General features: G+C 69.2%; 12 protein-coding genes. 5 read left to right on the forward strand and 7 right to left on the reverse strand.

Annotated features, from left to right (window positions below):
• Positions 1-16: 16 nt before the first annotated feature.
• The 4 genes from AB0C28_RS44050 to AB0C28_RS44065 form a co-directional block, all read right to left on the reverse strand.
• Positions 17-340 carry a DUF1048 domain-containing protein gene (locus AB0C28_RS44050; RefSeq protein WP_358081850.1) on the reverse strand — a complete coding sequence of 108 codons (324 nt, stop codon included), beginning with the start codon at positions 338-340 and terminating at the stop codon, positions 17-19.
• A gap of 42 nt (positions 341-382) precedes the next feature.
• Positions 383-697 (reverse strand): DUF1048 domain-containing protein, encoded by a 315-nt coding sequence (locus AB0C28_RS44055; protein WP_358081852.1) that lies wholly within the window; start codon positions 695-697, stop codon positions 383-385.
• Positions 694-873: a hypothetical protein gene (locus tag AB0C28_RS44060; protein WP_357861171.1), complete on the reverse strand. Its 180-nt coding sequence runs from the start codon at positions 871-873 to the stop codon at positions 694-696. Before AB0C28_RS44060 ends, AB0C28_RS44055 begins: the two co-directional genes overlap by 4 nt.
• 73 nt (positions 874-946) lie before the next feature.
• A complete protein-coding gene (locus AB0C28_RS44065; protein WP_358081853.1) occupies positions 947-1,867 on the reverse strand; it encodes an RIO1 family regulatory kinase/ATPase in 921 nt (306 codons plus the stop codon).
• A 229-nt stretch (positions 1,868-2,096) separates the two neighbouring features.
• Between AB0C28_RS44065 and AB0C28_RS44070 the strand changes: the two genes are divergently transcribed.
• A complete protein-coding gene (locus AB0C28_RS44070) occupies positions 2,097-2,582 on the forward strand; it encodes a hypothetical protein (RefSeq protein WP_358081856.1) in 486 nt (161 codons plus the stop codon).
• A 38-nt stretch (positions 2,583-2,620) separates the two neighbouring features.
• On the opposite strand, the gene AB0C28_RS44075 is transcribed toward AB0C28_RS44070, so the two are convergent.
• Together AB0C28_RS44075 and AB0C28_RS44080 are read right to left on the reverse strand one after the other, a co-directional pair.
• The gene (locus AB0C28_RS44075) at positions 2,621-4,084 is read right to left on the reverse strand and encodes an MFS transporter (RefSeq protein ID WP_357861162.1); all 1,464 of its coding nucleotides are present in this window, start codon (positions 4,082-4,084) and stop codon (positions 2,621-2,623) included.
• Between the two features lie 58 nt (positions 4,085-4,142).
• Positions 4,143-4,772, reverse strand: coding sequence for a TetR/AcrR family transcriptional regulator (locus AB0C28_RS44080; protein ID WP_357861159.1), 630 nt, complete (start codon positions 4,770-4,772; stop codon positions 4,143-4,145).
• Positions 4,773-4,893: 121 nt separating this feature from the next.
• On the opposite strand from AB0C28_RS44080, the gene AB0C28_RS44085 reads away from it, so the two are divergent.
• Positions 4,894-5,154, forward strand: coding sequence for a hypothetical protein (locus AB0C28_RS44085; protein WP_358081859.1), 261 nt, complete (start codon positions 4,894-4,896; stop codon positions 5,152-5,154).
• A gap of 115 nt (positions 5,155-5,269) precedes the next feature.
• Here the strand turns inward: AB0C28_RS44085 and AB0C28_RS44090 are convergent, their stop codons facing one another.
• Positions 5,270-11,509: an RHS repeat-associated core domain-containing protein gene (locus AB0C28_RS44090; RefSeq protein ID WP_358081861.1), complete on the reverse strand. Its 6,240-nt coding sequence runs from the start codon at positions 11,507-11,509 to the stop codon at positions 5,270-5,272.
• A gap of 529 nt (positions 11,510-12,038) precedes the next feature.
• Here AB0C28_RS44090 and AB0C28_RS44095 point away from each other — a divergent pair.
• The 3 genes from AB0C28_RS44095 to AB0C28_RS44105 form a co-directional block, all read left to right on the forward strand.
• Positions 12,039-13,010 carry a cation diffusion facilitator family transporter gene (locus AB0C28_RS44095; RefSeq protein WP_358081864.1) on the forward strand — a complete coding sequence of 324 codons (972 nt, stop codon included), beginning with the start codon at positions 12,039-12,041 and terminating at the stop codon, positions 13,008-13,010.
• A 59-nt stretch (positions 13,011-13,069) separates the two neighbouring features.
• A complete protein-coding gene (locus tag AB0C28_RS44100) occupies positions 13,070-13,426 on the forward strand; it encodes a metalloregulator ArsR/SmtB family transcription factor (protein WP_357861147.1) in 357 nt (118 codons plus the stop codon).
• A 63-nt stretch (positions 13,427-13,489) separates the two neighbouring features.
• Positions 13,490-13,642 (forward strand): FAD-dependent monooxygenase (locus AB0C28_RS44105; protein ID WP_358081866.1); only part of this gene is annotated, 153 nt, incomplete at its 3' end.

Consider the following 13,642-nt stretch of genomic DNA (forward strand, 5'->3'; position numbering starts at 1 on the left):
TCCGCTCTCCGCCGCGTCACGACCGGTCGCCCGTGGCGCGGTCGATGGACTGCTGATAAAGGTCCGCGTACGTGGGCGCGTCCTTGATCAGGCCGTCGCAGAAGGCCGCGACATCGGTGCCGATGAGCTCCAGGACTCCCTTGCCGCTCGCGGCGCCCTCCTCGAAGAAATCGACGATCCCGGAAAGGAGATTCCCCTCGACCAGGTCGACCGGCCCGACCTTGAAGAAATACCGCTGCATCTCCTTGTAGACGATCCGGTAATCCGGCGGCAACGCCTTCACCCGCGCCACATGCGCCCGCCACTGCTTCTTGCCCTCGATGATGTCCTGGATGCCCACGTCAGCCTCCCAACCGGGCCAGTTTCCTGGCGACATTCCTGTTCAACTGCTCACGCCACCGGTCGCGATGACTCCGGCTCCTTTCCTCACCGGCCAGCGCCGCGCAGAAGCTCCGATGTCGTCGCCCAGCACCTCGTCAATGCTCAGCCCGTCGGACGCCGTCTCTTCGAGCAGCCCGAGCGCGTTGTCGAACAGCGGCATCAGGTTGCGGCCGGTGAAATCCCCGTAGGCCGAGAGATGCGCCTTGATCTGCTCCCACGCCGCCCTGTGGCCGGCCGGCAAAGCCTCGGCCCTGGCTTCGAACGCCGTCCATTCCCTGGTGATATCGCTGCCGGTGATGGTTTCCCAGAAGTTCATTTCCCGCCTTCCCTGAGCTTGTCGATGCGCGATGAGACGTACTCCCAGACGACATCGGCGAAGTCGAGCTCGTTCAGCCGGCGCGTGATGGCGTACCCGTAGGTCTCCTCACCACCGATGATCTGCAGCACGCAGCCCTCCAGCGTGCCTTTCAACATCTCCGTCAGATCGTCCATCGCAGGGCTCCGCTACTCTGTGGCGCTATGTACCACTATAAAGTACCACCAAGTAGCGGAGCAATGCCGCGGATCAGAAGACCATCGTGAGCAGATCGGCGAACAGCTCGTGTTCGTCGATCTCAAGCCCGCGCTTGGTGAACCAGGTGGCCATGTTGTGGCAGTCGCGCATCAGGAAGTCCATGCCCTGCGGGTTGCCCACGACGTCGACGACCTGGGGCAGATCGATCAGCACGATCCGTTCGCCCTGCGCGAGCACGTTGTACGGCGAAAGGTCGCCGTGCGCGAGCCCCGCGCGCGCCAGTTCCCGCATGCCGTCGCGGAGCTGCTCGAAGTAGACGCCCAGCAGCTCCTTCGACGGCCGGACCTGGGCCAGCCGGGGCGCGGCGCCGCCCTCGCCGTCGTCGATGAACTCCATCAGCAGCTCGATGCCGTCCACCTGCACGGGATACGGCACCGGGACGCCGGCCTGCCACAACCGGTTGAGCGCCTCCCATTCGGCGTACGCCCATTGGCCGGCCGCGACACTGCGGCCGTGCGAGGTCTTCTTCGCCACCGCCCGGTTGTCGCGACTGTTGCGGGTACGGCGGCCTTCGACGTACGACGTGCTGCGGTGGAAGGAGCGATGTTCCTCGGTGCGGTAGCGTTTCGCGGCCAGCAGCGACGACTTCGCCGGGCTGTCACCGATGGCTTCGACGGCCCGTTCCAGCAGGAAGACGTCGGCTTCCTTGCCGGTCTTGAGTATGCCGAGCTCGGTGTCGATCGCGGCCTGTTCCGTCACCACCCACGTGGGGCGGGGTTCCGGGCCGCGGCAACTGCGCTCGACGTCCAGCCAGGTGGACCACCGCTGATCGGGGCCCAATTCCTCGTCGACGGAATGGAAGGCGAAGACGAAGGACGCGGCCGGATCCGGCCGGGAATCGTCACCGGCGTACGCGGACGGGCTGAGGTCGGGGCCGGAGTAGGTGTCAGAGAATTCGTACTCGGAAGACAACTGGAGTGCTCCTGAACAGAGAGGTGAGACTGATGCGGACATGCCGCAGCACGGTGTTGGCCATCCGTCAGCCCTCCTTAGTCCAGGCAGCGCTTCCCGCCGCTCGATCGGGCCAGCATGCCCCACCCGTTCCGGCCCCGCAACGCATTTACCGGCGCGCCGGGAAACTCTCGGAGCCCGCTCAGAAGTTGATTACCATGCAGGAACGAGTGGTGGTCGAGGAGCCGGCATGGACTCACAAACTGTCATCGCCGTTTGCGCCACCGTCATCGCCATCGCCTCACTCGTGGTCTCCGTCTACCAGGTGCGAGCCACCCGCCTGCACAATCGGCACACGCTCCGCCCCCTCCTCCAGTTACGTAAGGACATCGCGCCTTATCCACGCGCGTCCGCACTCTCCGACGGCATGGGCGTCCCACCCGGGTTCACCGACTACCTGCTGACCGTGGACGACTACAACCCGGCCGCGAACAGCGCGTTCCTGAACCTCATCGTGGAGCGCGTCGACCTGGAAATCCGCTACGAATCCCTGTACGGCGGAGAGAACTACACCGTGAGCACCCGCAAAAACTCGTGGTGGCAGTCCGAGATCCCACCCGCCCACGAGAACGCGTCTTCCGAATCGGCGCCTGCGATCGATCCCCCACGGAACGACACCTCAGTTTCCGACGGCACCAAGCTCGCACAGCACCGTCCCCCACACGCCGGCGCATAGACGAAACGCCCTGGCACACGACATCGACGGACGCGGCGTCACGCGGCCACCGGTTCGGGTTCGAGGTCGTGGGTGCGGATCAGGAGCAGCGAGATCGCCACGCCGGCCAGGCCCGCGGCCGCCGCCACCAGGCAGGTCGTGGACAGCGCGCCGGTGAAGGCGGTCCTCGCCGTCTCCAGGGCCGGCCCGCTGACCCGGTCGAACCGGCCGCCGGCCACCGCCGCGGCCTGGCCGGGGAGTTCGGCGCCGATCCGCGCGGTGAAGATCGCGCCGAAGGCGGCGACCCCCGTGGCGGTGCCGAGCGGGAAGAAGGTGTTGGACAGGCCCGAGGCCATCCCGGCCCGCTCACGCGGCACGACGTCCAGCGTCACGCCCAGCAGCGGCGGGAAGACCAGCGCCCCGCCGACACCGAGCAGCACCAGACCGGGGAACGCCACCGACCAGTCGCTGTCCGGGCCCACCTTGGCCATCAGCAGGAAGGCCACCATGATCAGGGCGAAGCCCGCGGCCATCAGACGGGAGGCGGAGATCTGCTGCCCCAGCCGTCCGGCCAACGGGGCCACGACGAGGATGGGCAGCGTCAGGGCCAGCAGTCGCAGCCCGGTCTCCAGCGGCGAGTGGCCGAGCATGCCCTGCAACCACAGGATCAGGTACGGCAGGATGCCGAAGCTGCAGATCCTGGCCAGGAACGTCAGCAGCACCGCACCGGTGAACGAGGGCACGCGGAACAACCGCACGTCCAGCACGGCGTACGGGCGACGGGTCTGCACCACGACGAACAGCGCGAGCAGCACCAGGCCGGCCACCAGCGTGAGCACTGTCGGGAGCGAGCCCCAGCCCTGCCCGGGACCGGCGATCAGGGCGTAGTTGAGCGCGAACAGCATGGCGACGGCCAGCACGGCGCCGAGCGCGTCGATCCGTCCCACGGGCGTCTCCCTGGCCGGCTCGCGCAGCCGCAGCAGCGCTCCGGCCAGCACGAGCAGCCCGACGGGCACGTTGATCCAGAAGATCCAGCGCCAGCCGAGCGTGTCCACCAGCAGGCCGCCGAGCAGCGGCCCGAGCCCGGCCGCGGCGCCGCCGGCGGCGGAGAAGGCGCCGATCGCGCTCTGCCGGGCGCGGCCGGCCGGGTAGGCGCCGGCGATGAGCGCCATCGCGGTGCCCATGACCATCGCGCCGCCCACGCCCTGCGCGATGCGGAAGGCCACCAGGGCGCCCGCGTTCCAGGCCGCACCGCACGCGGCGGAGGCGACGGTGAACAGAACGACCCCGGCGGTGAAGACGGTGCGGCGGCCGGTCCGGTCGGAGACCGATCCCGAGGTGAGCAGCAGGGCGGCGAACGCGAGCGTGTAGCCGTTGATGGCCCACTGCAGGCCGTCCAGGCGGGCCGACAGTTCGCCCGCGATCTCGGGCAGGGCCACGTTGACGATCGTGATGTCCAGGGTGAGCAGGACCGCGGCCAGGCAGACGACGGCCAGGGTCCACCCGGCCTTCGGAGGAGTCATGCGTACAAAGTACACAAAAATTAGGCAAACCTAAATAGTTACGGCGACGCAGAAGTGATCAGCGGGTCGCGAGCGCGTGCACCAGGGCCTGGAGCCCGCTCACGAAGGCGGCCTGGTGATCGAAGGCGTGGACGGCCCGGCGGGCCCGCTCCGGGTCGGCGACCGAGGTGGCCAGCAGCTCCTCGCGCGCGGCGCGCCGCTCGGGAGCGACTCCCGGCAGGTAACACAGGTGGCCGAGGACGTACCACCACAGTTTCGCGTACGCCTCGGTCGCCTCGCGGTCGTCCAGACCGAGCTCGGCGAACCGGTCGAGGGTCCACACGAACAGGGCGGCGGCGCGCGGCGCGAAGAGCTCGCCCTGCCGCAGGATCTCCACGACCCACACATGCCGGGCGAGGTAGGCGTCCACGGCGGCGAACGCGGCCACGATCCGCTCCTGCGGCGTGCCCCCGTCCGCGGGGAGCGGCGGCAGCCCTTTCGCCACGTCGTCCAGCAGCGCGAGGACGAGCTCCTGCTTGTCCTTGACGTGCCGGTAGATCGCCATGGGGGCCGCGCCCAGCTCGGCGGCCACCCGCCGGATGGTCAGCCCGTCGACGCCCTCCGACTCGGCGACCCGGCGTCCGGCCGCCACGACGATCTCACGGGTGAGGAACTGACGACGTCCGCCGGAGCTCGTACGAGTGACCACTCCCTCAACTGTAGTGGCGGTCGCCGGCCTCGGTACATGGCCGGCACATGGCCTGATATTCCGCCCGTGTACCGCCGGATGCTTCGCTACGCATCGGGATCCTCAACATTAATCGGAGGCCATGATGGTGATCCATCGGCCCGGCCTGCGCCGCACCGGCGTGGTCGGTCTCGCGATCGCGACGGCGGCGATCGGCACGGTCATGTTCTCCGGCCCGGCACACGCGGCCTCCTACTGGGTCGGGCCCTTCTCGACGAAGGCCGACTGCGAACGGGAGCGGCCCAAGTACAGGTCGTCGTGGAGCACGCCGGGGCCGTGCACGTACGTCATCAACCCGCCGGGCACCGGGACCTGGCGGTTCAAGGTGACCACGGTGGGATGACGCACGCCGCACGTCTGTGCAACCGTGCGTAATCTGCAGCCTGTCGGTGTCTCCTCGGAGAGCGCCACCGGCGCGGGACCGTGAAGGTCCCGCGCCGGTCGCTCCGAGATCGGGGTCAGCCGAGGCCGCCCAGGAAGGTGTCGAAGAAGTCGGCGATGTCATCGCCCAGCTTCCCGCCACGCATCCCCAGGTGACCCATGGCCCCTCGCCTGGTGTTGACCTCCATCTCGATCTTGTCAGGCCGGAAGATCTGCCGCTCGGCCTGGCCGCTGCCGCCGCCGTTCGGCAGGTTCGACGGTGGCCTGCCCTGCGGGTACATCCGGCCGTTGCCGTACACGGTGTACGACTGGGTCGGCTGCACGCTGCCGTCGTTGCGGTAGACCTGGCTCGGCCGTGGCCGTGCCGGCTGCCTGCTCGCCTTGGGCGGTGACTGCCGCTGGGTGGAGCGGTGGCTCGTGGGCCGCCTGGCGGGACGCGAGCGCGCCTCCCGGATGCCGGCGGGGAGCCGGCCGGCCCGGCGGTTGCGCTCCCGGGCGGCCTTGGCCGCGCGGCGCTTGGCCGCCGCCTCGCGTTCGGCCTTCCGCGCCTCCCTGCGGGCCTTGGCCGCCGCCCGGCGCCGCTGCACGGCCTCGCGGGCCCGCTTCTTCGCCTCCGCCGCGCGCTTCTTGGCCGCCTCCAGCCGCTTGCGCCTGGCCTCGGCGGCCGCGCGCTTCCTGGCCAGCTCCTTGGCCTTCCTCTTGGCCTCCTCTCTGGCCTTCCTCTTGGCCTCCTCCAGCGCCTTCTTCCTGGCCAGCTCCCTGGCCTTCCTGAGCGCGAGCTCGCGCGCCTTCTTCTTGGCCTGCTTCTTCAGCCACCACTTGACGCCGACGCGGACGCCGATGCCGACCACGACCCACACCCACTGCCCGTCGGGGTCACTCATGCTGACGGGGCTGTTGTTGGCGTAGGCGTAGGCGTTGAGCTGCTGCGGATCGGTGTCGTCGATGATCGGGTCCACCGACAGGAACCGGCCGAGCTTCGGGTCGTACTCGCGGGCGCCCAGGTGGACGAGCCCGGTCGAGGTGTCCTTCGTGCCGCCGACGAACCCGCGCTGCCCCGGCCACCAGGGTGGCGCGGCGCCGCGATCCTCGCCGAACGGGGTCTGCCTGCGGACGGCCAGGTCGCCGGTGCCGGCGTTCACCGCGGCCTGCGCGGTGCCCTGGTGGTCGTTGGCCATGAAGTAGACCTGGTTGTCCGGGGTACGGACCGCGATGGGGTCGTCGCCGATGGTGTAGTAGCGGGTCTGCTCGACGGTGTTCTTGGCGAGGTCGAGACGCAACTCCATGTCGTCGATGTAGAGCGTGGCGTCCGTGGGCGTCTTGCGGATCAGCCGGTCGCCCTCGGCGTCGTAGATGAACGAGGTGACCTTGCCGGCCTCGGTCACCGACTCCAAGTTGCCTTCGGCGTCCCACACCAGACTCTGGTCGGAGGCGCCGATCTTGCGCCTGGTGGTGTTGCCCGCCGCGTCGTACTCGAACAGGTCCTGCCCGACGGTCTTCAGCGCGTGCGGCTGCTTGCCGCCCGCCGCGGGATAGGTGTAGTCGCGCACCTGACCGGCGGCGCCGCCCCAGGCGTGCTTGGTCTCCTTCGTCCGGTTGCCGGTGACGTCGTAGGCGTAGCTGACCGCGTACGGGGCCACGCCGCCGATCGTGCCGGACTGGGGTGAGCCGGTCGCGCAGTCGTCCGTGGCCGTCCACGCCGCGGTCATCCGGCGCAGGTGGTCATAGGTGAAGCACTGCGTGTCCTGGTTCGCCCGGTCGTTGATCCTGGTGATGTTGCCGACGGCGTCGTAGCTGTAGTTGACGTCCAGGTCGGTCTTGGTCGTGTTCTCGCGGTCCAGCCGCATGCTGGTCAGCCTGCGGGTGGACTCGTCGTGGGTGAAGGTGAGCCAGGTCTTCTTGCCGCTGTCGCCCAGCTCGTACTGGAGGGTCTCACCCATCTTGGAGTAGCGGGCCGTGTTCACGTAGGTGGACAGGCCCGTGACCTTGACCGGCTGGCTCAGCCCGTCGTAGCTGTAGACGACCTGCTCCTCGGCCAGCCCGCCGGCGGCCGGGAAGCTGACCGACTGCACCTGGCCGTCGAGCGTGTAGCGGGTGTTGAGCTGGTAGGAGCCCGCCAGCTTGCCCTCACGCTCGGGGATGGTGACGGTCTCGCGCAGCGGGCGGTAGTCGGCGTCGATGGCGTTGATCTCCGCCTTGTACGCCTGCCCGTCCACGTACCGGATGCTGGCGTTCTGGTGGCCCTTGGCCAGCGCGTCGTACTTCCACTCGGCCAGCAGCGGGCCGGTCGCCGAGCCTTCGCGCATCTCGGTCTTACGACCCAGGGCGTCGTAGACGTACCAGAGCGTCTTGCCGCGCGAGTCGGTCGTCGAGACCAGCTCGTCGGCGTCGTTGTACGTCATCGTCGTGACGCCCTTGTCCGGGTCCTCGGTCTTGATCTCCCGGCCGCGGAAGTCGTAGTGGTGCTTCCAGACGTTGCCCGCCGGGTCGGTGACCGTGGACAGGCGTCCCGCGTGGTCGTAGGTGTACTTGGTGGACTCGTACTCACCGGTCGGAGTCGCGCCCTTGTACTGGCGCAGCTCGATCAGCCGGTCCTCGGCGTCGCCGATGCGGGTGGTGGCCGTGCCACCGGGCGGCGGCGTCACGTGCACCCGGTCGCCCTCGTCCTTGGAGCTGACGCGGTACTTCTCCACGCCCTTGGCCTTGAGCAGCTGGGTCTGGGCCTCGCCCACGCCGTCGAACAGCGTCACGACCTGGTTCGGCACATCCGCGTCCGCCACCGCGAGCAGGGCGGTGGACGGCGCGCCCGTGGCGAAGTAGCCGGTGTTCTGCTTGTAGTCCTCCCCCTGGGAGTTGTAGAAGGTGTCGGTGATCGTACGACCGTCACGCAGCGCCGGGTCCTGAGTCTGATCGTCCGTCGGCGCCGGCTCCTGGGTCTGACGCTGGCGCATCAGACCGTCGTACAGCTCGTAACTCTCGGTGTAACCGCCGTCGGCGCGCAGCGTCCTCGTGGTGACGACGCTGGGGCCGTCGGCCCGCATCGTGTAGGAGAACTCGGTGTTGGGCGACTGCCCGCCGGCCTTGCTCCGGTCTGCCTGCCAGACCTTGGTCAGCCGGCCGAGCGCGTCGTGCTCCATGTCGACGCGGCGGTTGTTGGTGTCGATCTCGGCGACAGGCTCGCCCCAGGCCGGTTCGAGGAATGTGCGATCGACGTGGCCGAGGTCGTTGGTCTCCTTGATCTCGGTCGCCAGGGCGCCCGTGGCCGGGGTGTAGCTGGTCACCGACTTGGTGCCGACCGTGTCGGTCTCGCTGGTCTCGCGGCCGTAGACGTCGTACGTGTGCGCGGTGTCGGTGATCGTGGTGCCGTCGGCGTTGACGACCTGCTGCACCGAGGTCACGTCACCCTTGCTCGGCGCCTGGCCGAAGGGCTTGCCGTCGTACTGGACCTGCTCGTCCGAGATCAGCGCCTCGTCGGCGAGCTTGGCCATGGACGTGGTGCAGGGAGCGGCCACCTTCTGGACCCGGCTGGTGTAGTCGAGCATCCAGCTCGTGTCGTTGCGGGCGTAGGTGTAGCGGGTGCACTTGTCGTCGCCCGTGGTGGCCAGGTCACCCTTCTCCTCGACCGTCATGAGCAGGCCCTTGGCGTCGTACGTACGCGCCTCGCCGGTACGCCGCCACTTGCCGCCGGGCAGCGCGGTGCGGCTGACCATGGATTCGGGCTCGACCACGTACGCGGCCTTGGTGACGCCGCCCTGGGTGGACTCGGCGGTCTTGAGCGACCACGGCGTCTCGACGACGGCCTTCACCAGGGCGCCGCCGTCGCCGTCGTACAGCATCTCCTCGCGCTCGAAGCCCGAGTACTGGTCGAGGTCGTCCAGCTTGACGCCCTCGGAGTCCTCGACCTGCACGCTGCGCTTGGAACCGTCGGCCTGCTTGTCACCGTGCATGCCGCGGAAGTAGCGGAACTCCGTCAGCGTGCGCTTGGTGTCCTGACCGTCGCCCTGACGCACCCGCACCCTGTCGAACCCGCGGAAGTCCGACCACGTACGGTGCGCGGGCTTGACCAGGATGTTCTCGGCGTAGCGCCAGGCGGCACCGCCCAGATACTCGTAGTCGGTGACCACGTGCGGGGAGGCGGCCACCCGGTCGACCTCGACCGTCTGCGCCACCACGTACTTGTGGAACCAGTCGGTGACCTCCCCCTCGTTCGGCGGGGCCCAGCGCTGCGGGAAGCAGAGCTTGGTGTTCTTGTCGGCGGCGGGCAGCGCGCCGGCCGCGCACTCGGCGGCCTTGTAGTTGACCCGCAGCTCGCCGCCCGTGCCGTTGTCGACGGACTGGACGCGCCACTTGACCAGCGGCGCGCGGCCCTCGGTGGCGTCCACCCGGTTGGGCAGCTGCACACCCTTGAACGTGGTCTTCGGCAGCGTGAGCGTGCCGCCCACGTGACCGGTCTGCTGGATGGAGGCCAGCCACAGCGCCGGGCTCAGCCCGTCACCCGTGGCGGGGAACTGGTGCGCCAGCGCCCAGGAGTCCACCGGGTAGTACTGGCCTGCGGCGTTGAGCACCTGGGTGGTGACCTTGGTCAGCCGCTTGCGGGTGAAGAACGTCGGCGCCAGCCGGTCGGTGCACTTCACGCCCGAGTCGCAGATCTGGTCGAACGGGACGTCCGGCCAGTGGCTCGCGGTCTCCTTCTTCAGCTCGGCGGCCGCGCAGGTGACGGTGCCGCTGGGCAGGCAGCGCTCGGCCGTCTCGAAGTGCACCCTGGCCGCCGGGTTCTTGGTGAACAGCTCGGTGCCCAGGTAGCCGTAGTCGATGCGGGTCAGGTACGCGGAGCGGTCGTACACGGTGCCCTGCTCGGGCTTGCTGTTGCGGCCGTAGTAGTTCTTCTCCTGGGCGTACCAGTACGTGGTGGCGTTGCCGTGCGTGTCGACCTCGTAGTCGAGGTTCCACCGGTAGCCCTGCTGGCACCAGGCGTTGGCCGGGGTGCTGCTGTAGCACGGCTCACCGCTGTTGTTGCCGAACACCGGCACCGTCTGCACCGACTTCGTCTCGGCCTTGCCGCTGGCCCAGCCGGGCAGGCGGTTCTGGCCGAAGGTGTACTGGGTGCCGTCGGCGGTGGTGACCCGCCAGTACTCACCGTTGTTGTCGCCGTTGGTGGCGCCGGTGAGGGCTTCGATGCGGGTGCCGTCGTCGCGCTTGGGCCGCCACTGCTTGGACGTGCCGTCCTTGATCAGCTCGATCGACGAGCCGTTGAGTGACAGGACGGCGTTGTCCTGGTCCCAGCACAGGTCGCCGGTCTTCTTGCCGTCGATCATGCAGGACTTGTAGCGGCGCTCGATGTAGCCGCCCGGGTCGAGCTCGAAACCCTCGCCCACCCAGGACGCCTGGTTGTTGGTGGAGGCGGTACGGCCGTCCACGCTCTGCGAGGAGTAGCCGATCGACAGGTTCGGCTCCTCGCCGCCCAGCGACGGGGGCGTGCGCAGGTCGTAGCTCCACGAGAAGTCGCCGGTCTGCGTGCCGACGCTCCACTCGGCCGAGGGGCCGAGCGAGGTGGCGGAGTGGTCGCCGGACTGGCCGGAGGGGGCGGCGGCCAGCGCGTACACGGCGCCGGTCTCGACCTCGGCGCTCAGCGTGCCGGCCTTCGGGTCGTTGCTGCTCTTGACCGGCTCCGGCTGCGGGCACTCGGCCGTGGCGGTGGCCGACTTGAGCGCGCACTCCTCCAGCTTGACCACGCCGAGCCGGGCGCCGTAGTCGCCGCCGTAGGCGTAGCGGAAACCGGAGTAGTCGATCTTCAGCTCGGTCTTCTTGTCCCCCGCCTTCGCGGTCGCCGCGACGCCCTGGCCCGGGGACACCCGCATCGCCAGGCCGAGGCGGTCGGTGTCGAGCAGCTCCACGCTCACCGGGTCGCTGCCGCTCTTGTCCGCGGCCACCTGCACGGGGAACCCGGCCGGCGCCTTGCTCCTGCTCAGCTCCGCCTTCTGCGGCTTGGGCCAGGTGACGACCGGCGCCGCCTTCCACACCCGCTCGGCGACGAGATCCGGCTGCGGCGGTTGCACCGGCACGCTCGTGCCCTTGACCGGGGTCTCCTTCTGCACCGCCGGGGCCGATCGGGACTCGGCCGCTGCGGGCATGGCGTTGACCAGGGGCAGCACGAGGGCCACCGACAGAGCGACCGCCAGGCGGCGCAGCCACGGGGACTCGGGTCTGGGTACGTCCCGGAAGACGTTCCACGACGTGTCCGGAAGGTCTGGTGTGTCGGGTTCTGGTAAACGATTCCAGCGGGCTTCCGGCAGATCGAACTCATCCTGCGGGTCCATGAACCTCTCCCAGTGAGGGTGGGGAACTTACTGGGTGTGCCGACTAGCCGCTCGGCGTCGTCGGGGCGCTGTCGTAGGTACGGATGGTTGTTCGCGATCCCGGCCGGTGGCACGATGGGAAGGCGCTCCGCGTACGCGCCTCGCTCATGCCGAGCAGGGATTGCGCCCCGGGCGGGAAAGCCGCCTTGACCTCCCGCGATCTTGTGTTGACGATCGGATTCTCACTCCGAGGTGTCCGCAGGTCAGCGTTCTGATCATTCTGCTCAAAGTTTTCTTCATGACCGCACTGCCGGCGCGAGGATTCTGTCAGAAGTGAGAGTCATTCCGACCTGCATGTTCATGGCATGTGCTGGTGCGCATAGGTGGCACCTGATTCGTTGTCGCGTGCGCACATGACTACATATAATCCGCCCATAGTCCGATTCGGACGGGAAGGGCGGATATGTCGGATCAGCACGGGCACGAACATGGGCACGGGCATGGACACGGGCACGGGCACGGGCATGGGCATGACCGTGGCATCAGGCGGGTGTGGGGCGGGATCAAGCAGGTGCTCACCCCACACAGCCACGACAGCGCGGACAAGACGGACGCGGCCCTGGAGTCCAGCGCCCGCGGCATGCGGGTGCTGGCCCTCTCCTTCGCGGCCCTCATGGTCACCGCCACGGCGCAGGCGGTCATCGTCGCCTACTCGGGCTCGGTGGCGCTGCTCGGCGACACCCTGCACAACTTCGCCGACGCACTGACCGCCGTCCCGCTGGCCATCGCGTTCTGGATCGGCCGCCGGGTCGCCACCCGCCGCTTCACCTACGGCTACGGCCGGGCCGAGGACCTGGCAGGCATCGTCATCGTGCTGCTCATCGCCGCCTCGGCCGGGCTCGCGGGCTACGAAGCGGTCAAACGCCTCATCGACCCGCAGAACGTCGAAGCACTCGCCTGGGTGGCCGGCGCCGGTTTCGTCGGCTTCCTGGGCAACGAGCTCGTCGCCCGCTACCGGATCAAGGTCGGCCGCGAGATCGGCTCCGCCGCTCTCGTCGCCGACGGCCTGCACGCCCGTACCGACGGCTTCACCTCCCTGGCCGTGCTCCTCGGCGCGGGCGGAGCCGCGCTCGGCTTCCCCGTCGCCGACCCGATCGTGGGCCTGCTGATCACCGTCGCCATCCTGTTCGTGCTGCGCGACGCCACCCGCGAGATCTACCACCGCCTCATGGACGCGGTGGACCCCAAGCTGGTCGAGCGGGCCGAACGCATTCTCGCCGGCGTGCCCGGTGTCCGGCACGTCGGCACGGTACGGCTGCGCTGGATCGGCCACGCCCTGCGCGCCGAGGTCGACATCCAGGTCGGCCACGAGCTGTCGCTGGTCGAGGCGCACGCCGTGGCCGTGGCGGCCGAGCACCGGCTGATCCACGACCTGCCCAGGCTGAAGGCCGCCACCGTGCACGCCGACCCCGACGGCCCGGACGGGATCGACCACCACGCGCCCCTGCTCACCCACCGGTAACCCGCCCAGGGGCACGCTCTGTTTGCCCGGTGCGGCTCGGCGGGAGAGCATATGTAGTCATGTACGCACCCGACGACGGCTCCCATCCCGGCGCCGCGCCCGAGCAGCCCACCGACGAGCAGATCAGCGCGGCGGTGGAGGCGTCCCGCCTGCTCAGCGACGGCACGCGGCTGCGGCTGATGTGGTTGTTGTCCCACGGTGAGTACGACGTCGGCAGCCTCGCCGCGACCCTGGGCGTGGCCCGCCCCTCGGTCTCCCAGCACCTGGCGAAGCTCCGTTCCGGCGGACTGGTTCAGACGCGCAGGGAAGGACGCCGCGTGGTGTATCGGGCCCGCGACGCCCACGTCCGCTCCCTCGTCAAGGAGATCCTCTTCCACGCCGACCACGAGGTGTCGGGCCTTCCGCGCCACGACTGAGCGATCCCGTGTGGGGCGTGGTGATGCCTGTGAGGACGAGGTCGATGCCCAATTAGGCGCGACATGTACGACGTGGTGATCGCAGGTGCGGGCCCGGTGGGCCTGTTCCTCGCCGGCGAGCTGGCACTGGCGGGCTGCTCGGTCCTGGTGCTGGAACGCGAGCAGGAGAAGACCTCGCCGTGGAAGGCGCTCCCGCTGGGGATGCGGGGCCTGAAC

It is taken from the genome of Nonomuraea sp. NPDC048892 (assembly GCF_040649735.1).
GTDB classification, from domain to species: Bacteria; Actinomycetota; Actinomycetes; order Streptosporangiales; family Streptosporangiaceae; genus Nonomuraea; species Nonomuraea maheshkhaliensis.